Source organism: Arthrobacter sp. AZCC_0090, from assembly GCF_014207375.1.
Classification (GTDB): domain Bacteria; phylum Actinomycetota; class Actinomycetes; order Actinomycetales; family Micrococcaceae; genus Arthrobacter.
The window spans coordinates 540,357-553,989 of sequence record NZ_JACHEE010000001.1 but is presented as its reverse complement, the minus strand read 5'-3'; the positions used below and the strand labels follow the sequence as shown (position 1 = coordinate 553,989).

Annotated in this window: 13 protein-coding genes and 1 tRNA gene; 5 read left to right on the top strand and 9 right to left on the bottom strand. The window is 60.7% G+C overall.

Translation table 11 applies throughout. The annotated features are described in order from the left end of the window. Positions 1-45 precede the first annotated feature (45 nt). A complete protein-coding gene (locus HNP00_RS02610) occupies positions 46-831 on the top strand; it encodes a GntR family transcriptional regulator (RefSeq protein ID WP_260404718.1) in 786 nt (261 codons plus the stop codon). Between the two features lie 132 nt (positions 832-963). Here the strand turns inward: HNP00_RS02610 and HNP00_RS02605 are convergent, their stop codons facing one another. Beyond that, positions 964-1,743 carry an SDR family oxidoreductase gene (locus tag HNP00_RS02605; RefSeq protein ID WP_184735538.1) on the bottom strand — a complete coding sequence of 260 codons (780 nt, stop codon included), beginning with the start codon at positions 1,741-1,743 and terminating at the stop codon, positions 964-966. Positions 1,744-1,822: 79 nt separating this feature from the next. Further along, positions 1,823-2,437: a TetR/AcrR family transcriptional regulator gene (locus HNP00_RS02600; RefSeq protein WP_184735536.1), complete on the bottom strand. Its 615-nt coding sequence runs from the start codon at positions 2,435-2,437 to the stop codon at positions 1,823-1,825. Positions 2,438-2,588: 151 nt separating this feature from the next. On the opposite strand from HNP00_RS02600, the gene HNP00_RS02595 reads away from it, so the two are divergent. Continuing rightward, positions 2,589-3,485 carry a ScbA/BarX family gamma-butyrolactone biosynthesis protein gene (locus HNP00_RS02595; protein ID WP_311770478.1) on the top strand — a complete coding sequence of 299 codons (897 nt, stop codon included), beginning with the start codon at positions 2,589-2,591 and terminating at the stop codon, positions 3,483-3,485. A gap of 4 nt (positions 3,486-3,489) precedes the next feature. Here HNP00_RS02595 and HNP00_RS02590 read toward each other — a convergent pair whose 3' ends face one another. After that, a complete protein-coding gene (locus tag HNP00_RS02590) occupies positions 3,490-4,146 on the bottom strand; it encodes a ScbR family autoregulator-binding transcription factor (RefSeq protein ID WP_260404716.1) in 657 nt (218 codons plus the stop codon). 33 nt (positions 4,147-4,179) lie between these two features. Here HNP00_RS02590 and HNP00_RS02585 point away from each other — a divergent pair, with 33 nt between their 5' ends. Together HNP00_RS02585 and HNP00_RS02580 are read left to right on the top strand one after the other, a co-directional pair. After that, entirely contained in the window at positions 4,180-5,130 is a 951-nt protein-coding gene (locus HNP00_RS02585; protein WP_184735532.1) for an NAD(P)-dependent oxidoreductase, read from the top strand. Positions 5,131-5,362: 232 nt separating this feature from the next. Then, positions 5,363-5,438, top strand: a tRNA-Ala gene (locus tag HNP00_RS02580). Between the two features lie 231 nt (positions 5,439-5,669). Here HNP00_RS02580 and HNP00_RS02575 read toward each other — a convergent pair. From HNP00_RS02575 to HNP00_RS02550, 6 genes are all read right to left on the bottom strand, one after another. Continuing rightward, a complete protein-coding gene (locus HNP00_RS02575; RefSeq protein ID WP_184735530.1) occupies positions 5,670-7,523 on the bottom strand; it encodes a cutinase family protein in 1,854 nt (617 codons plus the stop codon). A gap of 443 nt (positions 7,524-7,966) precedes the next feature. Beyond that, positions 7,967-8,764, bottom strand: coding sequence for an amino acid ABC transporter ATP-binding protein (locus tag HNP00_RS02570; RefSeq protein ID WP_395893772.1), 798 nt, complete (start codon positions 8,762-8,764; stop codon positions 7,967-7,969). 5 nt (positions 8,765-8,769) lie between these two features. Beyond that, positions 8,770-9,699, bottom strand: coding sequence for an amino acid ABC transporter permease (locus tag HNP00_RS02565; RefSeq protein WP_311770477.1), 930 nt, complete (start codon positions 9,697-9,699; stop codon positions 8,770-8,772). A gap of 12 nt (positions 9,700-9,711) precedes the next feature. Beyond that, entirely contained in the window at positions 9,712-10,650 is a 939-nt protein-coding gene (locus HNP00_RS02560) for an ABC transporter substrate-binding protein (protein ID WP_184735527.1), read from the bottom strand. Positions 10,651-11,406: 756 nt separating this feature from the next. Further along, entirely contained in the window at positions 11,407-11,682 is a 276-nt protein-coding gene (locus tag HNP00_RS23615) for a multicopper oxidase domain-containing protein (RefSeq protein ID WP_311770476.1), read from the bottom strand. A 159-nt stretch (positions 11,683-11,841) separates the two neighbouring features. Then, entirely contained in the window at positions 11,842-12,219 is a 378-nt protein-coding gene (locus HNP00_RS02550; RefSeq protein WP_184735525.1) for a cupin domain-containing protein, read from the bottom strand. Between the two features lie 278 nt (positions 12,220-12,497). Between HNP00_RS02550 and HNP00_RS02545 the strand changes: the two genes are divergently transcribed. Further along, positions 12,498-13,622, top strand: coding sequence for a class I SAM-dependent methyltransferase (locus tag HNP00_RS02545; protein ID WP_184735523.1), 1,125 nt, complete (start codon positions 12,498-12,500; stop codon positions 13,620-13,622). Positions 13,623-13,633 lie beyond the last annotated feature (11 nt).

Sequence of the window (13,633 nt, the reverse complement as noted above, 5' to 3'; positions counted from 1 at the left end):
GAATACCCATCGCGTAAACTCTCAATATCGACGAAGGGAGTCATCTTGGACCGCAGTGCTGAAGCCGTTCTTTCGGAACCTTTGGATGCCTCGGCCAACATCCCGCTACGCGTTGCGGTGTACTCGCGCATCATGAGCGCGATCCGCGCGGGGCTCTTCCCCGTTTCATCGCTGTTGCCTTCGGAAACGGATCTTGGCTCTGCGATGAAGGTCAGCCGGACAGTGGTCCGGGAGGCCCTCATGCTTCTCGAAGAAGACGGCTACGTACGCTCCCGGCGAGGTATTGGCCGTTTTGTGGCCACTCGGCTGCCGCGTGTAGGCCTCGAGCGCATCAGGCCCATGGAGGAGATCTTGGCCGAGGCCGGTTCCGGCGTCCAGGTCTGCCGTACGCAGCATGTTCTGCACCCGTCGTCGTCGGTGTTCACCGCCGAACCCCTCGGCATCCGCGAAGACGAGCCTTCCTGGTTCTTCGAGAGCGTCCTCAAGCGCGATGGCTCACCCATTGCCCTGGTCCAGGAGCACGTGGCAAGGACGGGTGCGCTCACTGAAGGTGATCCCGAAGCGGCACGGGCCGTCGCGGACGACATCGGGCAAGAAGCGACGCTGTTGGCCAACCTGATCTCCGCCGTCGGCCCGGCTTTTGGTCCCGGAGAGACGGACATCGCGGCCGGCACTCCGGGCGTGGCGCGCGGCGCGCTGCTTGAGCTCGACGCCAAGGACCCGGTACTGATTTTGACCCAGACCGTGGAACATTCCGGCCAGGTTGTGTACCTGGCAAAGACACTCGTCAACACAGGCATGGTTCAAATAGGAATCATCCAAGGAGCCTGAGCCGACCGCAGCACATGCCGAAGGGGACCGCCGGAATGAACCGGCGGTCCCCTTCGCGTAGGAGCTGCGTGGGCCCACGCCGCCAGGGTTCCTTGGCCGAGCTTGCGAGGCGAGGGGGGGGGGCGGTGGGGACTAGTTGACCGGGCGCACTGCTCGCCCCGCTGCAGCGATCACCAGCTTCTCCGGAAGCAGCTTGACAGCCACGCGGGCAACAAAGGAGTTGAGTCTGCCGTCCACGACGCTCGGCTTGTTCGCGCGGATCGCGGACAGAGCGGTGTCCACCACTTGCTCGGGAGTTCGCATGGATCCGGCGGCCGCCGCCTCGCCGGCGGTTTCGAAGAAGGGCGTGTCCGTGGCGCCCGGGCAAACCGCAAGGACCTTCACGCCCGTGCCTTGGGTTTCGGCCCAGAGCGCCTGGGTGAATGAAAGCACGAACGCCTTTGTCGCGCCATACACGGCCATGTGGGGAATTGGCTGAAACGCCGCCGTACTCGCGATGTTGATGACGGCACCTGTGGCGCGCTCGACCATGCCGGGCAGGTATCGCGTTGTTGTTCCGACCAGGGTGGAGCAGTTCAGCTGGATCTGTTCGCTGAAGCGATCGGCGTCGGCGTGGAGAACTTGTCCGTGTGTTCCGAAGCCTGCGTTGTTGACCAGGATGTCCACCGTGAGTCCCAGGGCTCCGGTGGCGAGGTGGAGTTCCTTGGCTGAGCCCGGCAGGCTCAGGTCCATGGCCAGGACGGTCACTTCGGTGCCGGTTTGACGGAGTTCGCGTGCTAGCTCGTCAAGTTTGTCCTGGCTGCGCGCAACCAGTACCAAGCGGGCGCCCTCAGCGGCCAGCCTTCGGGCAAAGACTGAACCGATGCCTGTGGACGCTCCTGTGATGAGTGCTGTTTGGGTTGAGATGTTCATTTCTACTCCTAATAAACTGACTGTGCGGTTTGTTTTTTGGCTAAAGGTGGAGGTCTTTGGCTGTTGGCATGATGCTTTGCTAGCTGGAAATGAACTGCCGCTCGAGGATTTGCAAGAGAAGTGTCGCGCGCCGTTCGAAGGCGTCGAGATCCCGGGGATCGAGGGCATCGGTGACGGACTTCAGTCCATCGAATGCGGCCACAATCACCGTTGCGGCGTCACTGGGATCTCCCGAAAACGTCAAGACGCCACTTGCGCGGCCCCGTTGCAGGATGCCCGCCACGAGGTCCACCCACGCGGCCAGCGGAGAAGTGCCGCCGGGGTGGCCCTTTACCGAGGCCAGCTGATTGGCAAGGTGCACCACGCCCCACGCCGAAGAGTCGCTCAGGACGGTTCTGACCATGAACTCCCCGAGATTGCGCAACTCCTCAGGTGGATTGTTCTTGCTGAGAATTTCCTCCTGGACGCGACGCAGCCAACGTGCCTTCTGCTCGTCGACGACGGCCTGCGCCAATAGTGCTTTCGAAGAGAAATGAAAATAGATGGCTCCCTTCGTGAGCCCGACTTCGCGGATGATGTCGTCCATCCGGGTCTGCTCGAAGCCTTTTCGCGCAAAGACATTCGCAGCAACCCGAAGGATCTCACTGCGCGTGGCTGCGCCTTTGGGGGTGCTGCCGGTGTCGCCAATCTCCATAGGAACAAGCTACAAACCGACTAGAAGGTTTGTCAATGTGGCATGCTTCACCTTCTTCGATAACCCCGTGAGGCCTCCTAACCGATAAGATTTGGTCGTTTAATGGTGAGCGCAACAGCAGCTTTGGCTGGACTGGCAGGTTCTGGGAGGAATGGGGGACCGGATGAGCGATGTGGCGCTTTTTGAAGCTTCCGTCCGGCGTGAGCTCGTTCATAAGCGCTCCGTTTCGGAAGTCTTCTTGACTGACTTTGTTCAATCAAGTTCCCGACGGTTCGTTGCAGGAGCGCAATGGCCGCGATGGCACGTCTTCTACGGATCGCAGGACGGCTCGCCGGATTCTGCGCTCATGGCCGAGACGTTGAGGCAGGCGGTCATCTTCTTGTCCCATTTGTGCGGAGTTCCCTTGACGCACAAATTCATCATGCCCCACATGGGCATTTCCGTCGAACCCACGGCTCTGGATCCCCTGGTTCCTGCGCAAGTCGCCGTCGAACTGGATGTCAAGGACATGAAACTTAGTGCCGGGCAGCTGTCTGCTCTGACAGTGTCGGCACGGTTCCTTGTTGACGGCACTGCCATAGGGGAGGGGACAGCAGGCGCCCGCATTGTGAATCCGGCGACGTACGAGCGATTTCGTGGAACGGTCCCCACGGAGCCGCCCGCAGCCGGCGAAGACTTGCTGGCCTGCGCCGACGTCGGGCATGCCACCCAGCGGAACGTGATGCTCGGGCAAAGCCGGCGCCCGCTCGTCTGGCCGCTGAGAGTTGATCCAACCCATCCCATCTTCTTCGACCATCCTCTTGACCACGTCCCAGGAATGCTCCTGGTGGAGGCTGCGAGGCAGGCCGTGCGCGCAGCCTGTTCACGACCGGATGCGGATTTTGCCGTGTTCGAGGCGGACTTCACGAAGTTGGTCGAGTTCAGTTATCCCGTGGATGTTGCTGTGACCCCGGTCGGGGAAAACAACGCCCACGCTGTCATGAGGGTTCGGATGCGGCACAACGAGGAGACCCTGATGTCCTTGTTGGCCCGGGTCAAAGTCCCGTGACAGTTCAGGGAGTCTCTGCGTCGTGAGGCTGAATCGGCGCGATGGCCGGCATAATGAAACGCCACATGTCGTCAATCCGCTTGAGAACGTCGCGTCGTTCGGTCAGCACGTTGGAAACCATTTGGACGCCCGTGAAGGACGCAACCAGGTACCGGGCGAAGTCTGCGGCATCAATATCGGGCCGGACGTCGCCCTCCAGTTGTGCCTGACGGGTCAATATCTCCATGGTGGCGACCCAGTCAAAGTAGGGGCCCTTGACATCTCCGTTGAACGCCGAGGCCTCAAATGTCAGCCGAATGCCTGCCCGCACGATTGGCTCATCAAGCAGTTGTTGCCCGAATGTCCTGCACATGGCGATCATTGTCTCCAGTGCCGGTAACCCGGCGGCGGCAATCTTCTCGCCCGCGACACGCACAATGTTGTGCTGTTCGGCGATGACGGCGAGCGCCAGGTCTTCCTTCGACTTGAAATGGAAGTACAGCGCGCCCTTGGTGACGGAGGCGCGCTCCGTGACGTCGCTAAGGCTCGCATTCCCGTATCCGACCTCTTCAAAGATCGAGGCTGCTCCCTCAATCACTGCTGTTCGGGTGGCTTTGGCACGTTGTTGCATGATCAGCGTGGAGACCTCTCCGGTTTCTGCATCCGGGATACTTGAGTACATGAATCCGACTGATCCCGCGGACCGGTGAGGGCAATGCCAACGTCTGTTGAACACGCGCCCCGGATTTTGGTCCTGGGTTCATCCGGCTTCATTGGAAGTCGGGTCGCAGCGTCGCTTGCCGGATCCGGAGGGGCGCACGTTGTGGCGCTCTCACGAAAACCCCGCATCGGGCTACGAAACCATAACGCTACCATTGTGTCCGCCGACATTTCGGTTCCTGGGAGCCTGATCCCCGTCCTGGCGAGTACGGATGTCGTAGTCCACGCCGCATCATATGTGGGCTCCGACCCTCGTCTTGCCCATGAGATCAACGAACTTGGCACAAGCAACGTCATTGAGCAGTGCCGGCAAGCCGGTGTTCACCGGCTGATCTACGTCAGTACTTGCAGTGTTTACGGGACTGGCCCCCACCGCGGCCTCCTTGAAACCGAAGCTCGCTATCACCCGGCCTCCGTGGCCAGCTCCAGCCGCGCCATAGCGGAGCAAATGGTGCTCGCCTACGGGGGTGAAGTAGTTCGTCCAAACCTCGTGTTTGGAGCGGAAGACCGGTGGTTCGTTCCGGGCCTGCTCAAAGTCATGAATGTGGCTGGCGGGTGGCCCGGTGATGGTTCGGCGTTGCTCTCGCTCATCGGTGTGGAGGCGCTGGGAAGGTTGATTTCCGGGCTTGCGCTGGCGCCTCGGCAATCCGGACAAGCTTTCCACGCTGCATATCCGGAACCCGTTCCGGTGTCCCTCCTCTTGCGAAGCGTCGCTTCGGCATTTGGCGTGGAGTACCCGAGGTTTCTGGGGAATGACGAACGTGCGGGCGCGGCATTGCGGGCCGCGGGATTCACCGGCCACCAGGTTGACTTGGTCACGACGGACCATTGGTACTCCTCTGAACGTCTTTGGCGGATCTCGGGGTACAAGCCGGAGACATTCCGCGGCGCCCTTGCTGAATTTTCTGCCTCCTGCTTGGTCTCTCCGGCGCCCGGCGCGTCATAAACCGGTTGAACGGTTTGTTTAATGGCGATACTGACTCTACTCTTTAAAGCAGTGGCTCGTTGTGTTTTGAAGCAACCAGCTGAGGGCAGGAATGGGGGGAGGTGCGGCCGAGTAATCGACCGCACCTCATCTGTCCGAAGCTGACGGCGTTCGATTTCCTATCTCACATCCTTGTGGTTTAGTATTGACGAGTTGCTCCGGCGCGGATGGAAGTTCCCGGCGAGCAAAGTTCGGGGCTGTGGCGCAGCTGGTAGCGCACCTGCATGGCATGCAGGGGGTCAGGGGTTCGAGTCCCCTCAGCTCCACCACGATGCTCTTACTCGAACCATTGGCTCGAGTAAGTGGGAGCATTGGGTAGCACATTCAAAGAGAGTCCGTCAGTTTTGACGGACTCTCTTTTTGTTTTTGATTCTGGGGACGGAATTCCGGATGTCAGCGACGAGGGCGCGGACCTCGGCACCGAAGAGGATATCGAATGGCGGGTTGAGGGCCGCTACCCGCGGCGGTCACTGTTCTGATCGCTACTCCCCGCCTCGCAGTTACTGTGGCGCCGTCACCTGGACGAAGGCGTTCGCCGAATATGGCTGCCCGTCCGAGCCGTATGCCGTTTCTGTCACGCTGTTGCCGATGAGGTTCATGCTGCCGCCGAGATAGTCCTCGGTCACTGTGCTGGAGCAGGACACCACGACCGACTGGCCCGGGGAGAGGACGCCAGAGGGCAACGGCACTGAGCCGCAGAGCGACGAACTGAGGGGCGTCGTTGTGACAGCCAGGTTGCCGCTATTGGTGAACGTGATGGTCCAGTCGGTGTCGTACCGGGTTCGCGGTTGCCCTGCCACGGTGAGCGTCAGCATCTGGACTGGCACCGCCACGTGAGTGGATGTGGTCTGCGTCGGGATCACAACCGTGTTAGCTACGTTGGAATAATCCGACGAAGCGAACACCGCGCCGGTGGCGGTGAAGTACCCCTGGGTTAAGTCGGAGGGGGTCAGCATGTGCCAGCAGTCCCAGGCCCATTCCTCTCCCGGCGATACATAGCTCGGGTCCAGTGGCGGCTGGCCCGTTGTCCCCCAGGTCTGGGTCGCGATCGTGCATTCGGAGGTCGTCATGCCAACCCAGAACTTCTCGGTTCCGATGTTCTTGACCAGCACGTGGTAGGACGCGTTGTAGCCCACCGATGAGTACTGTGCCGGAACGGGATCCGCGCCGATGCGTACAGCCATGTCGTACGGTTTGGTCAGCGGACTGACTGAGATCGACGCTGTGCCTTGATACGTTTGCCCGAGTCGATCGGTGGCTCGGTACGTGAATGCCCAGGTGCCGATCTGCGTCGGGGTTCCTGAGACACCATTGACACCGCCCCAGCTGAGTCCAGGCGGCAGGCCACCGGAGGTCATGACCAGGCTTGTGAGGGAATACCCGCTGTCACGAGTGAAGGTGCCCTGGTAGGCCGCACCCAACGTCGCTGACGCGGGGGAATAGGAAACGTGTAGCTGGTTCACCGCCATGGTTGTAATGGCAAGTTGTCGACCAGCCTCCACGACCGCAAAGTTCTTCTTCGTGTAGTTCTTCGTGTGGACGTCGTAACCGTACTTGAGGCCGGCGATCAGATCCGTTGGGAAGGGTCCGGCCGTGGTGGCCCGCCCGTAGTCACAGACCAGGTCGCCGTAGTCGCAGACCTGAAACCAGTGCGAGTTCAGGCCGTGCCCGACAGATGAGAGATGAGCGCTCGTTGCGACGTAAGATGCCCCCGAAGGGAGACCTGCAAGCCCAACACCGAAGTCTTGACCCTCCGTCGGCGAACTCCCCAAGGCTACAACGTCATCGAAGGCGACCCGGTCGCCGTCGCCTATAGTCGCAACAGCGTCGATTTTCGGGAGAATCCGATCGAGCACACTGCCGAGTGGGGCGCGGCTGAGGTCGAACACGAGACGGTGGATCGCCATGGCCCCCTGGGAATAGCCAGCCAGGACGAAGTGTTCGTCGGGACACTTGTGTGAACGATTGATCAGGGTTGCTTCCGTCGAATCTACGCCACCATCGATACTGGCGAAGTACCCTTCCCACGCTTTAGCTCCCCACAAGGTCAGGCTATCGAGAATGGGCACGGGTGCTGCCGCGTAGCTAATTCCGGCCGCTGCGATTCGCCTGTTCTTCATGCTTGCAACAAAGCTATCGTAGACAGCTGTGACGCGCTGGCCCATGCCCCAGGTGCCATCGGTCGACTTCTCTCCGGAGCCACGAAGGCCCAGGAAGACGACGTCTTGGCAAGTTGTCGTATTCGTCAGTTGCACGACGGTATTGCCGTTATTGCTCTTGGCGGCCGCTGCTGATGTCGCTGTACTAACTGCCAGCACCAACGCGAGCAGCACAGCTGCAAGTCTCCGAAACATGTGGGCCCCCATTGCCGAGTGGTGCGGCCGTCGTCGTCCGAGGGCCATGCGCCAATCCTCGGGGATCGAAGCGGTACTAGGCAAGCCCTGATTCACTCGGCGATCGAGTGCAAGAGGACTGTCGACAGTGAGCCTTCCGGACCTCAGATGGTTCTAGACAGCGCTGGCGTGCATCCCGAAGCGCTCACCCACCCTGGAGAGGGAGAGCCCTGATTCGTAGGGGCGGATCATCTGCTGGATTTGGTCGTTGGTTGCCGGGGTGCGGCGGAGCCTGAGGCCTCAACTTTTTGGAAATTGAGAAAGCCACCCGCAAGGGTGGCTCTCTCGTTTTATCGGGCCTATCAAGCGGCCCACTCCGAACTGGGCTCGAGCTCTAGTTGCTCCGGTGTGGCCGCCAGCTCGATCAAGGCTGTTGCGGCGTTTGAAGAGCTTCGGACGTTTTGTCAGCGAACAGAGGCAAGGAAGGCGCGGGTGCGTTCGTGCTGTGGATTGCCGAGGACCTCCGATGGGGGCCCCTGTTCGATGATGCGCCCGCCATGCATGAAGACGACCCTGTCTGCCACATCGCGGGCAAAGCCCATCTCATGGGTGACGACGATCATCGTCATCCCCGATGCGGCAAGCTGCCGCATCACAGCGAGGACATCGCCGACCAACTCCGGGTCCAGGGCTGACGTCGGTTCGTCGAACAGCATGAGCTTGGGCTGCATGCACAAAGCGCGGGCAATGGCGACACGCTGTTGCTGGCCGCCAGAGAGATGACGAGGATATGCATTCACTTTGTCGGCGAGCCCGACCTGTTCCAGGAGGCTGATGGCCCTGGGACGAGATTGTTCCGGACTTTGGCCCAGCGCCATCTTGGGTGCCAGCAGGAGGTTTTCGATCACCGTCAAATGAGGAAACAGATTGAAGTGCTGAAAGACCATCCCTGTGTTGGCGCGTTCACGGCATATCTCGGCGTGGGTCTTCTCATGGAGCTTGTGGCCCTTGACGGTATATCCCACCATTTGATCTTCAATCCAGAGGCGGCCGCCGTTGATCTTTTCCAGGTGGTTGATGCACCGCAGGAACGTACTTTTGCCTGAACCGGACGCCCCGATCAGGCAAACCACTTCCCCTGGCTGTACTTCCAGATCGATGCCCTTCAAGACTTCGTTCGATCCATAGCTCTTGCGGACACCAACCGCACGGACCATGGCCTGGTTCTTGGCGGGGTCAGCGGCTACGTGCGGCTTTTCCATTGTATTCATTGCATCGGAGCCTTTCGGACGGCCAGGGGTGCGTGTGTTCGCAAAAGGATCAGTACTTTCGCCAGCGTTGATGGCGGAAGGTTGCGATGTGAGCCGCGGGCAAAGTGCCGTTCCAGGTAGTACTGGCCCATGCCGAAGATGGTGGTGATGATGATGTACCAGATGCTTGCCACCAGCAGGAGCGGAATTACCTGGAAATTCTTCGAATAAATGATCTGGGATGAGTACAACAATTCCGGTACGGCAATCACGCTGACCAAGGACGTTGTTTTGAGCATGCCGATCACTTCGTTGCCTGTCGGCGGAATAATGACGCGCATCGCCTGGGGCAGGGTGACCTTGAGCATCGTTTGCATTCGGGTGAGTCCGAGAGCGGCCGATGCCTCGCTTTGGCCGTCGTCAACGGAGACAATGCCTGCCCGTACGATTTCGGACATGTACGCGGCTTCGTTCAGACCAAGGCCAAGAACTGCCGCCAACATCGGAGTGATCAGAGAGTTGGCATCCAGGTGCAGACCGGGAATGCCAAAGGTGATATCTGGGTAGAGTGCCGCCAAGTTGAACCAGAACAACAACTGCACCAAAACCGGCGTGCCACGGAAGAATCCGACGTATCCAGAAGCGGCCGCTCTGACCAACGGGTTCACTGACAACCGCATGACGGCCAGCACCACGCCAAGGGCCGCACCAACAACCATGCAGACGGCAGTCAGGCCGAGGGTAATGCCAATACCGTCGATGATGGTCGTATCGCGAAAATACAAAGCGACCTGATCCCAACCGAACCGGGGGTTTGTGGCCATGGAGTACAACAGGAGGCCGAATAGTGCGGCCACCAGCAAGGCGGCAACCCATCGCGCGGGATGTCTGTGCTGTACTACAACGTAGCCGTCTGCGGCTACTGCAACGTTCTTACGGACGGTCACGGCTGACACTGCCTAGCCAACCTGCGCGGCAGTGATCTCGGCTCCGGCGGGTACTTCCCATTTCTGGAAGATCTTGCCATAAGCGGGATCGGTGGTCAGAGCCTTGACAGCGGCGGTGATTGCGGGCGTCAGCGGTGAGTCCTTGGGTAGGGCGATTCCTCCGGGCGCCGCCTTGAATTCTTTGCCTGCCGCCAGCTCGAAGCGTCCATTCGCGAGCTTGCCTTGGTACGCCAAGGACACACTGGTGGACATGACACCATCCACCCTCTGAGAGGTCAGGGCAAGGTTTGCTTCGTCCTGCGACGGGAAAAGTTGAATGTCCAATGCCGGCTTACCGGCATCGGTGCATTGTTTGGAGAATTCGGGCAGGAACGTAATCGCTTGCGTTGTGCCCTTTTCTCCAGCAATTTTCAGCCCGCACATGGTCAATGGATCATCGAGCGAGAGCTTCTTGGAGTTCCCTGGCAAGACCGCGAGCCCTGATCCGGTGGCCTCGTACACCACAAAGTCAGCGTGCTTCAGCCGTTCAGGGGTCACCGAAAAGGACGACATGGCGATGTCGTACTTGCCCGACGCGATTCCGGGAAGGATCGTGTCGAAAGTCGCCGGGACCATTTGAATCTTGATTCCGAGCGTCTGGCCAATGGCCGCAGCCATGTCGGCGTCGAACCCGACAACTGTTTTGTTATCGCTCCCGTAGAACTCAAACGGTGCATACGTAGGGTCGGTCGCGACCGTCAGGATCCCTTTGGAGGCGATTTGGGGAGGCAGGAGGGCGGCAGCCTTGGAGTTGAGCGGCGCGGCCGAAATCTGCTCTGTCGCGCCGTTCGAGGGTGCTGAGCCTGCCGCTGTTGAACCGGACGTTTGTGACGCGTTCGTGCATCCGGCCAATGTTGCAGCCGCCGCGATGGCGACGCAGCCTACGACGACGGGTCTGCGGAAGTAGCGCATGGGAAACCTTTCAAGATGTGTGAGTTGAAGGTGAATCAACGGACGGTGTCTTTCCCTCGGGCGGGAAGGACCTTGGCTATGCCGCTTGATGGCGGTCACGTGCCTCTTGGAGTGGTCGCTTTGTGGGCATCTCCGTGTGCACCTTCGGCTGGGGATTGGCATTGAGGGGCCTGGCGGAGCCGGAAATCAGCGTGATCTACGTCTCTCTCAGAAAGAACTATAGGTCTTTTGGTATGCCATGTCTATGGAGAGGTGACTGTGGCCCGATTGAGCTTGCTCTAAATCTGGCAAAAAAATGCCGCGCTTGCAGGGAATGACTCGAATGCCTCCCGAAGACATCTCCCCTCAAGATTTCCTCTGGTATACCAGACGGAACGATTGTAGTTGCGTCAGGCAAGAAGACGGTGGGTCTAGCGGGACTGGACTCGAGGACGAAGTCCGGGCTGGCGCTGCCTGCGCATCGAGCACGTTTGTGCAGAATTGCTTGTTGAACTTGGGCAAGGCGACTTGTCCGTCGGCCACCGCGGTGCCGACGAAATGCTTATTTCATGCCATGCCTGTGCGCGATGCCGGGACGGCCGGTGCAACCTGTGTGAGGCCGACGATATGTCTCGCGGGCTGGATCGTGGGCGCCAGTACCGGGTCAATTCTCGTTGGACCGCTTGCGTCGCGCACCGGCCCCTGAACGGTCACGGCTCCGATCCGGGGAACGGTGGAATCGTCCGCGCGGGTGGTTCCCTTTTGTGTCCAATGCCATTATTCCGGGCGATTCCGCGAGGCGCCGTCGTGGTTGAAGGGCGGCGAGACGCCGTCGTAAGCAAGGTGGAACGTCATCCCATCCCGGGCGTGGCAGAGGTTGTGGCAATGGTCCATCCAGATGCCGGGATTGTCCGCGAAGCGTGGCATCCCGTCGACAAAGCGGATCAGGTGGTCGAGCACATACCTGGCCGAGAGGTTGGCATCCGGGCCCGGGACGAAGCGCGGCGCAGGCCCCGGATGGGCAGGAGAGGCCGACGGCGAAGCTTGCGGCACGGTGATGGAATCTTCTTGCGGTCATGACGACGCGGGGAGGGACTCCTGCGCCTGGCTTTGACGACGCTACCGCCCGCCAAGTGCGAGTGTTCTCCTGCCGGTGTCCCGGGTGAAGGATCCGGGACACCGGCAGGAGGTGTTGCAAGGGAGGCCGGGCTGCTACTCGGGCTTGACTCCATATTCTGCTGCGCTGACAAACTCGATGGCCGAGTACGTCTCGTCACCTACTACCCAGGCATTGTGTCCTGGCGGAATGGCGTAGGAATCTCCTTTGGAGATGTTGATCTTCGTGCCGTCGGTCGTCTCGACTTCCAGCGCACCGGAAAGGCAGTACCCTACGTGGTTGGCTTGGCAGGAATCGGTTTGGACCACCGGCTTGATGCAATCGGCCCACGACCAGCCTGGCTCGAACGTGAGGCGGCCGATGGTGTAGTCGCCTACGGTGACAATTTCGATCAGGGTCTTGTCCGGCCGGCGGGTTTCATCGGGTGAATTGTGTGACTTTACTTCAAGCTGGGTGACGAGATTGACGGTCATGGTCTGCTCACAAGGGGAGTGGGAGCCGGGTCTTCTAGGTCCGCAGCGTGGCTCGCTCTCCGCGGCGGACCCTGGTGTCTGGGCTGCTTGCGGCGCGTGCCGTGCCCTTCAGCAGCGGGCAGACGGTCGGTTACTTGCAATCTCTACCATCCTCCGCAGCCCCCGTGTTGTCGAGGGTTCCCGTGGGAGATAGATTGCTGGAGGCCGCCGGACCATTCGGCAAGCCGAGAAGCGAAAGAAGGCTCGAGTTCAGCGTGACCCTATTGGACCCTCATGAAATGGACCTTGATGCACTGTTTGGCGGCCTGCGCCGGTTTCCTGACGTTGAGGCCGAGAACCTGCAGGCGCACGATGCCACCGACCGGCTCCTCCTCGAGACCGCGGCACGGTACGTGCTTAGTCCGGAGATCCGCGTTGCAGTGATCGGTGACCGCTACGGAGCCCTGACCCTGGGCGCCTTGGCGGCTCTCGGCGTCGAGCACGTCCGGGTGACCCAGGACCTCTACGTGAGCAGTCTCGCACTCCAGCGGAACGCCGCGGCGTCAGGGTTGTCCGGTCGCTTCGAAGAGTTCGAGTTGGGAGCCGGGTTGCTCGACGGCGCCGAACTGGTGATCATGCAGTTACCCAAAGCGCTCGCGGAGCTGGAGGAGATCGCCGACGCCGTTGCACGCTTCGCGGCGCCCGGCGCCGTCGTGTTGGCCGGTGGACGCGTCAAGCACATGTCCCTGGGCATGAACGCCGTCCTGGAACGCAGCTTTGAGTCCGTGCAGCCACAGCTCGCGCAGCGGAAATCACGGGTCCTCATTGCCCGGGAACCAAAGCGTCCGGCCACTGCGGCGCCCTTTCCGGTCTCGGAACGGAACACCGAGCTAGGGATGACAGTCTGTGCCCACGGGGCCGTGTTCTCGGGCACGAAGCTGGACATCGGCACCCGCTTCCTTTTGGGCTTCCTGGACAAGATTCCCGACGCCCACCACGCGGTGGACCTCGGCTGCGGGACGGGAATCCTCGCCACCATGTACGCTCGGGACCGGCCCAATGCCCGCGTTACTGCCACCGACCAATCAGCCGCAGCAGTCGCGTCCACCAAGGCCACCGCGGCAGCCAACGGATTGGTGGATCGGGTCACGGTAGTCCAGGACGACGCCATGTCCGCCTTTGAACCGGGCAGTGCAGACCTCATCCTGCTCAACCCGCCGTTCCACCTCGGCGCCAGCGTGCATGCCGGGGCGGCCACGAAGATGTTTGAGGCCGCCGCGCGGGTCCTTGCTTCGGCCGGTGAGCTCTGGACCGTCTACAACAGCCACTTGCAGTACCGCTCGGCTCTGGAAAGACTGATTGGGCCCACCACTGAAATAGGCCGAAATCCGAAATTCACTGTGACACGCAGCGTTAAACGTTAGGCGCCAGCGAA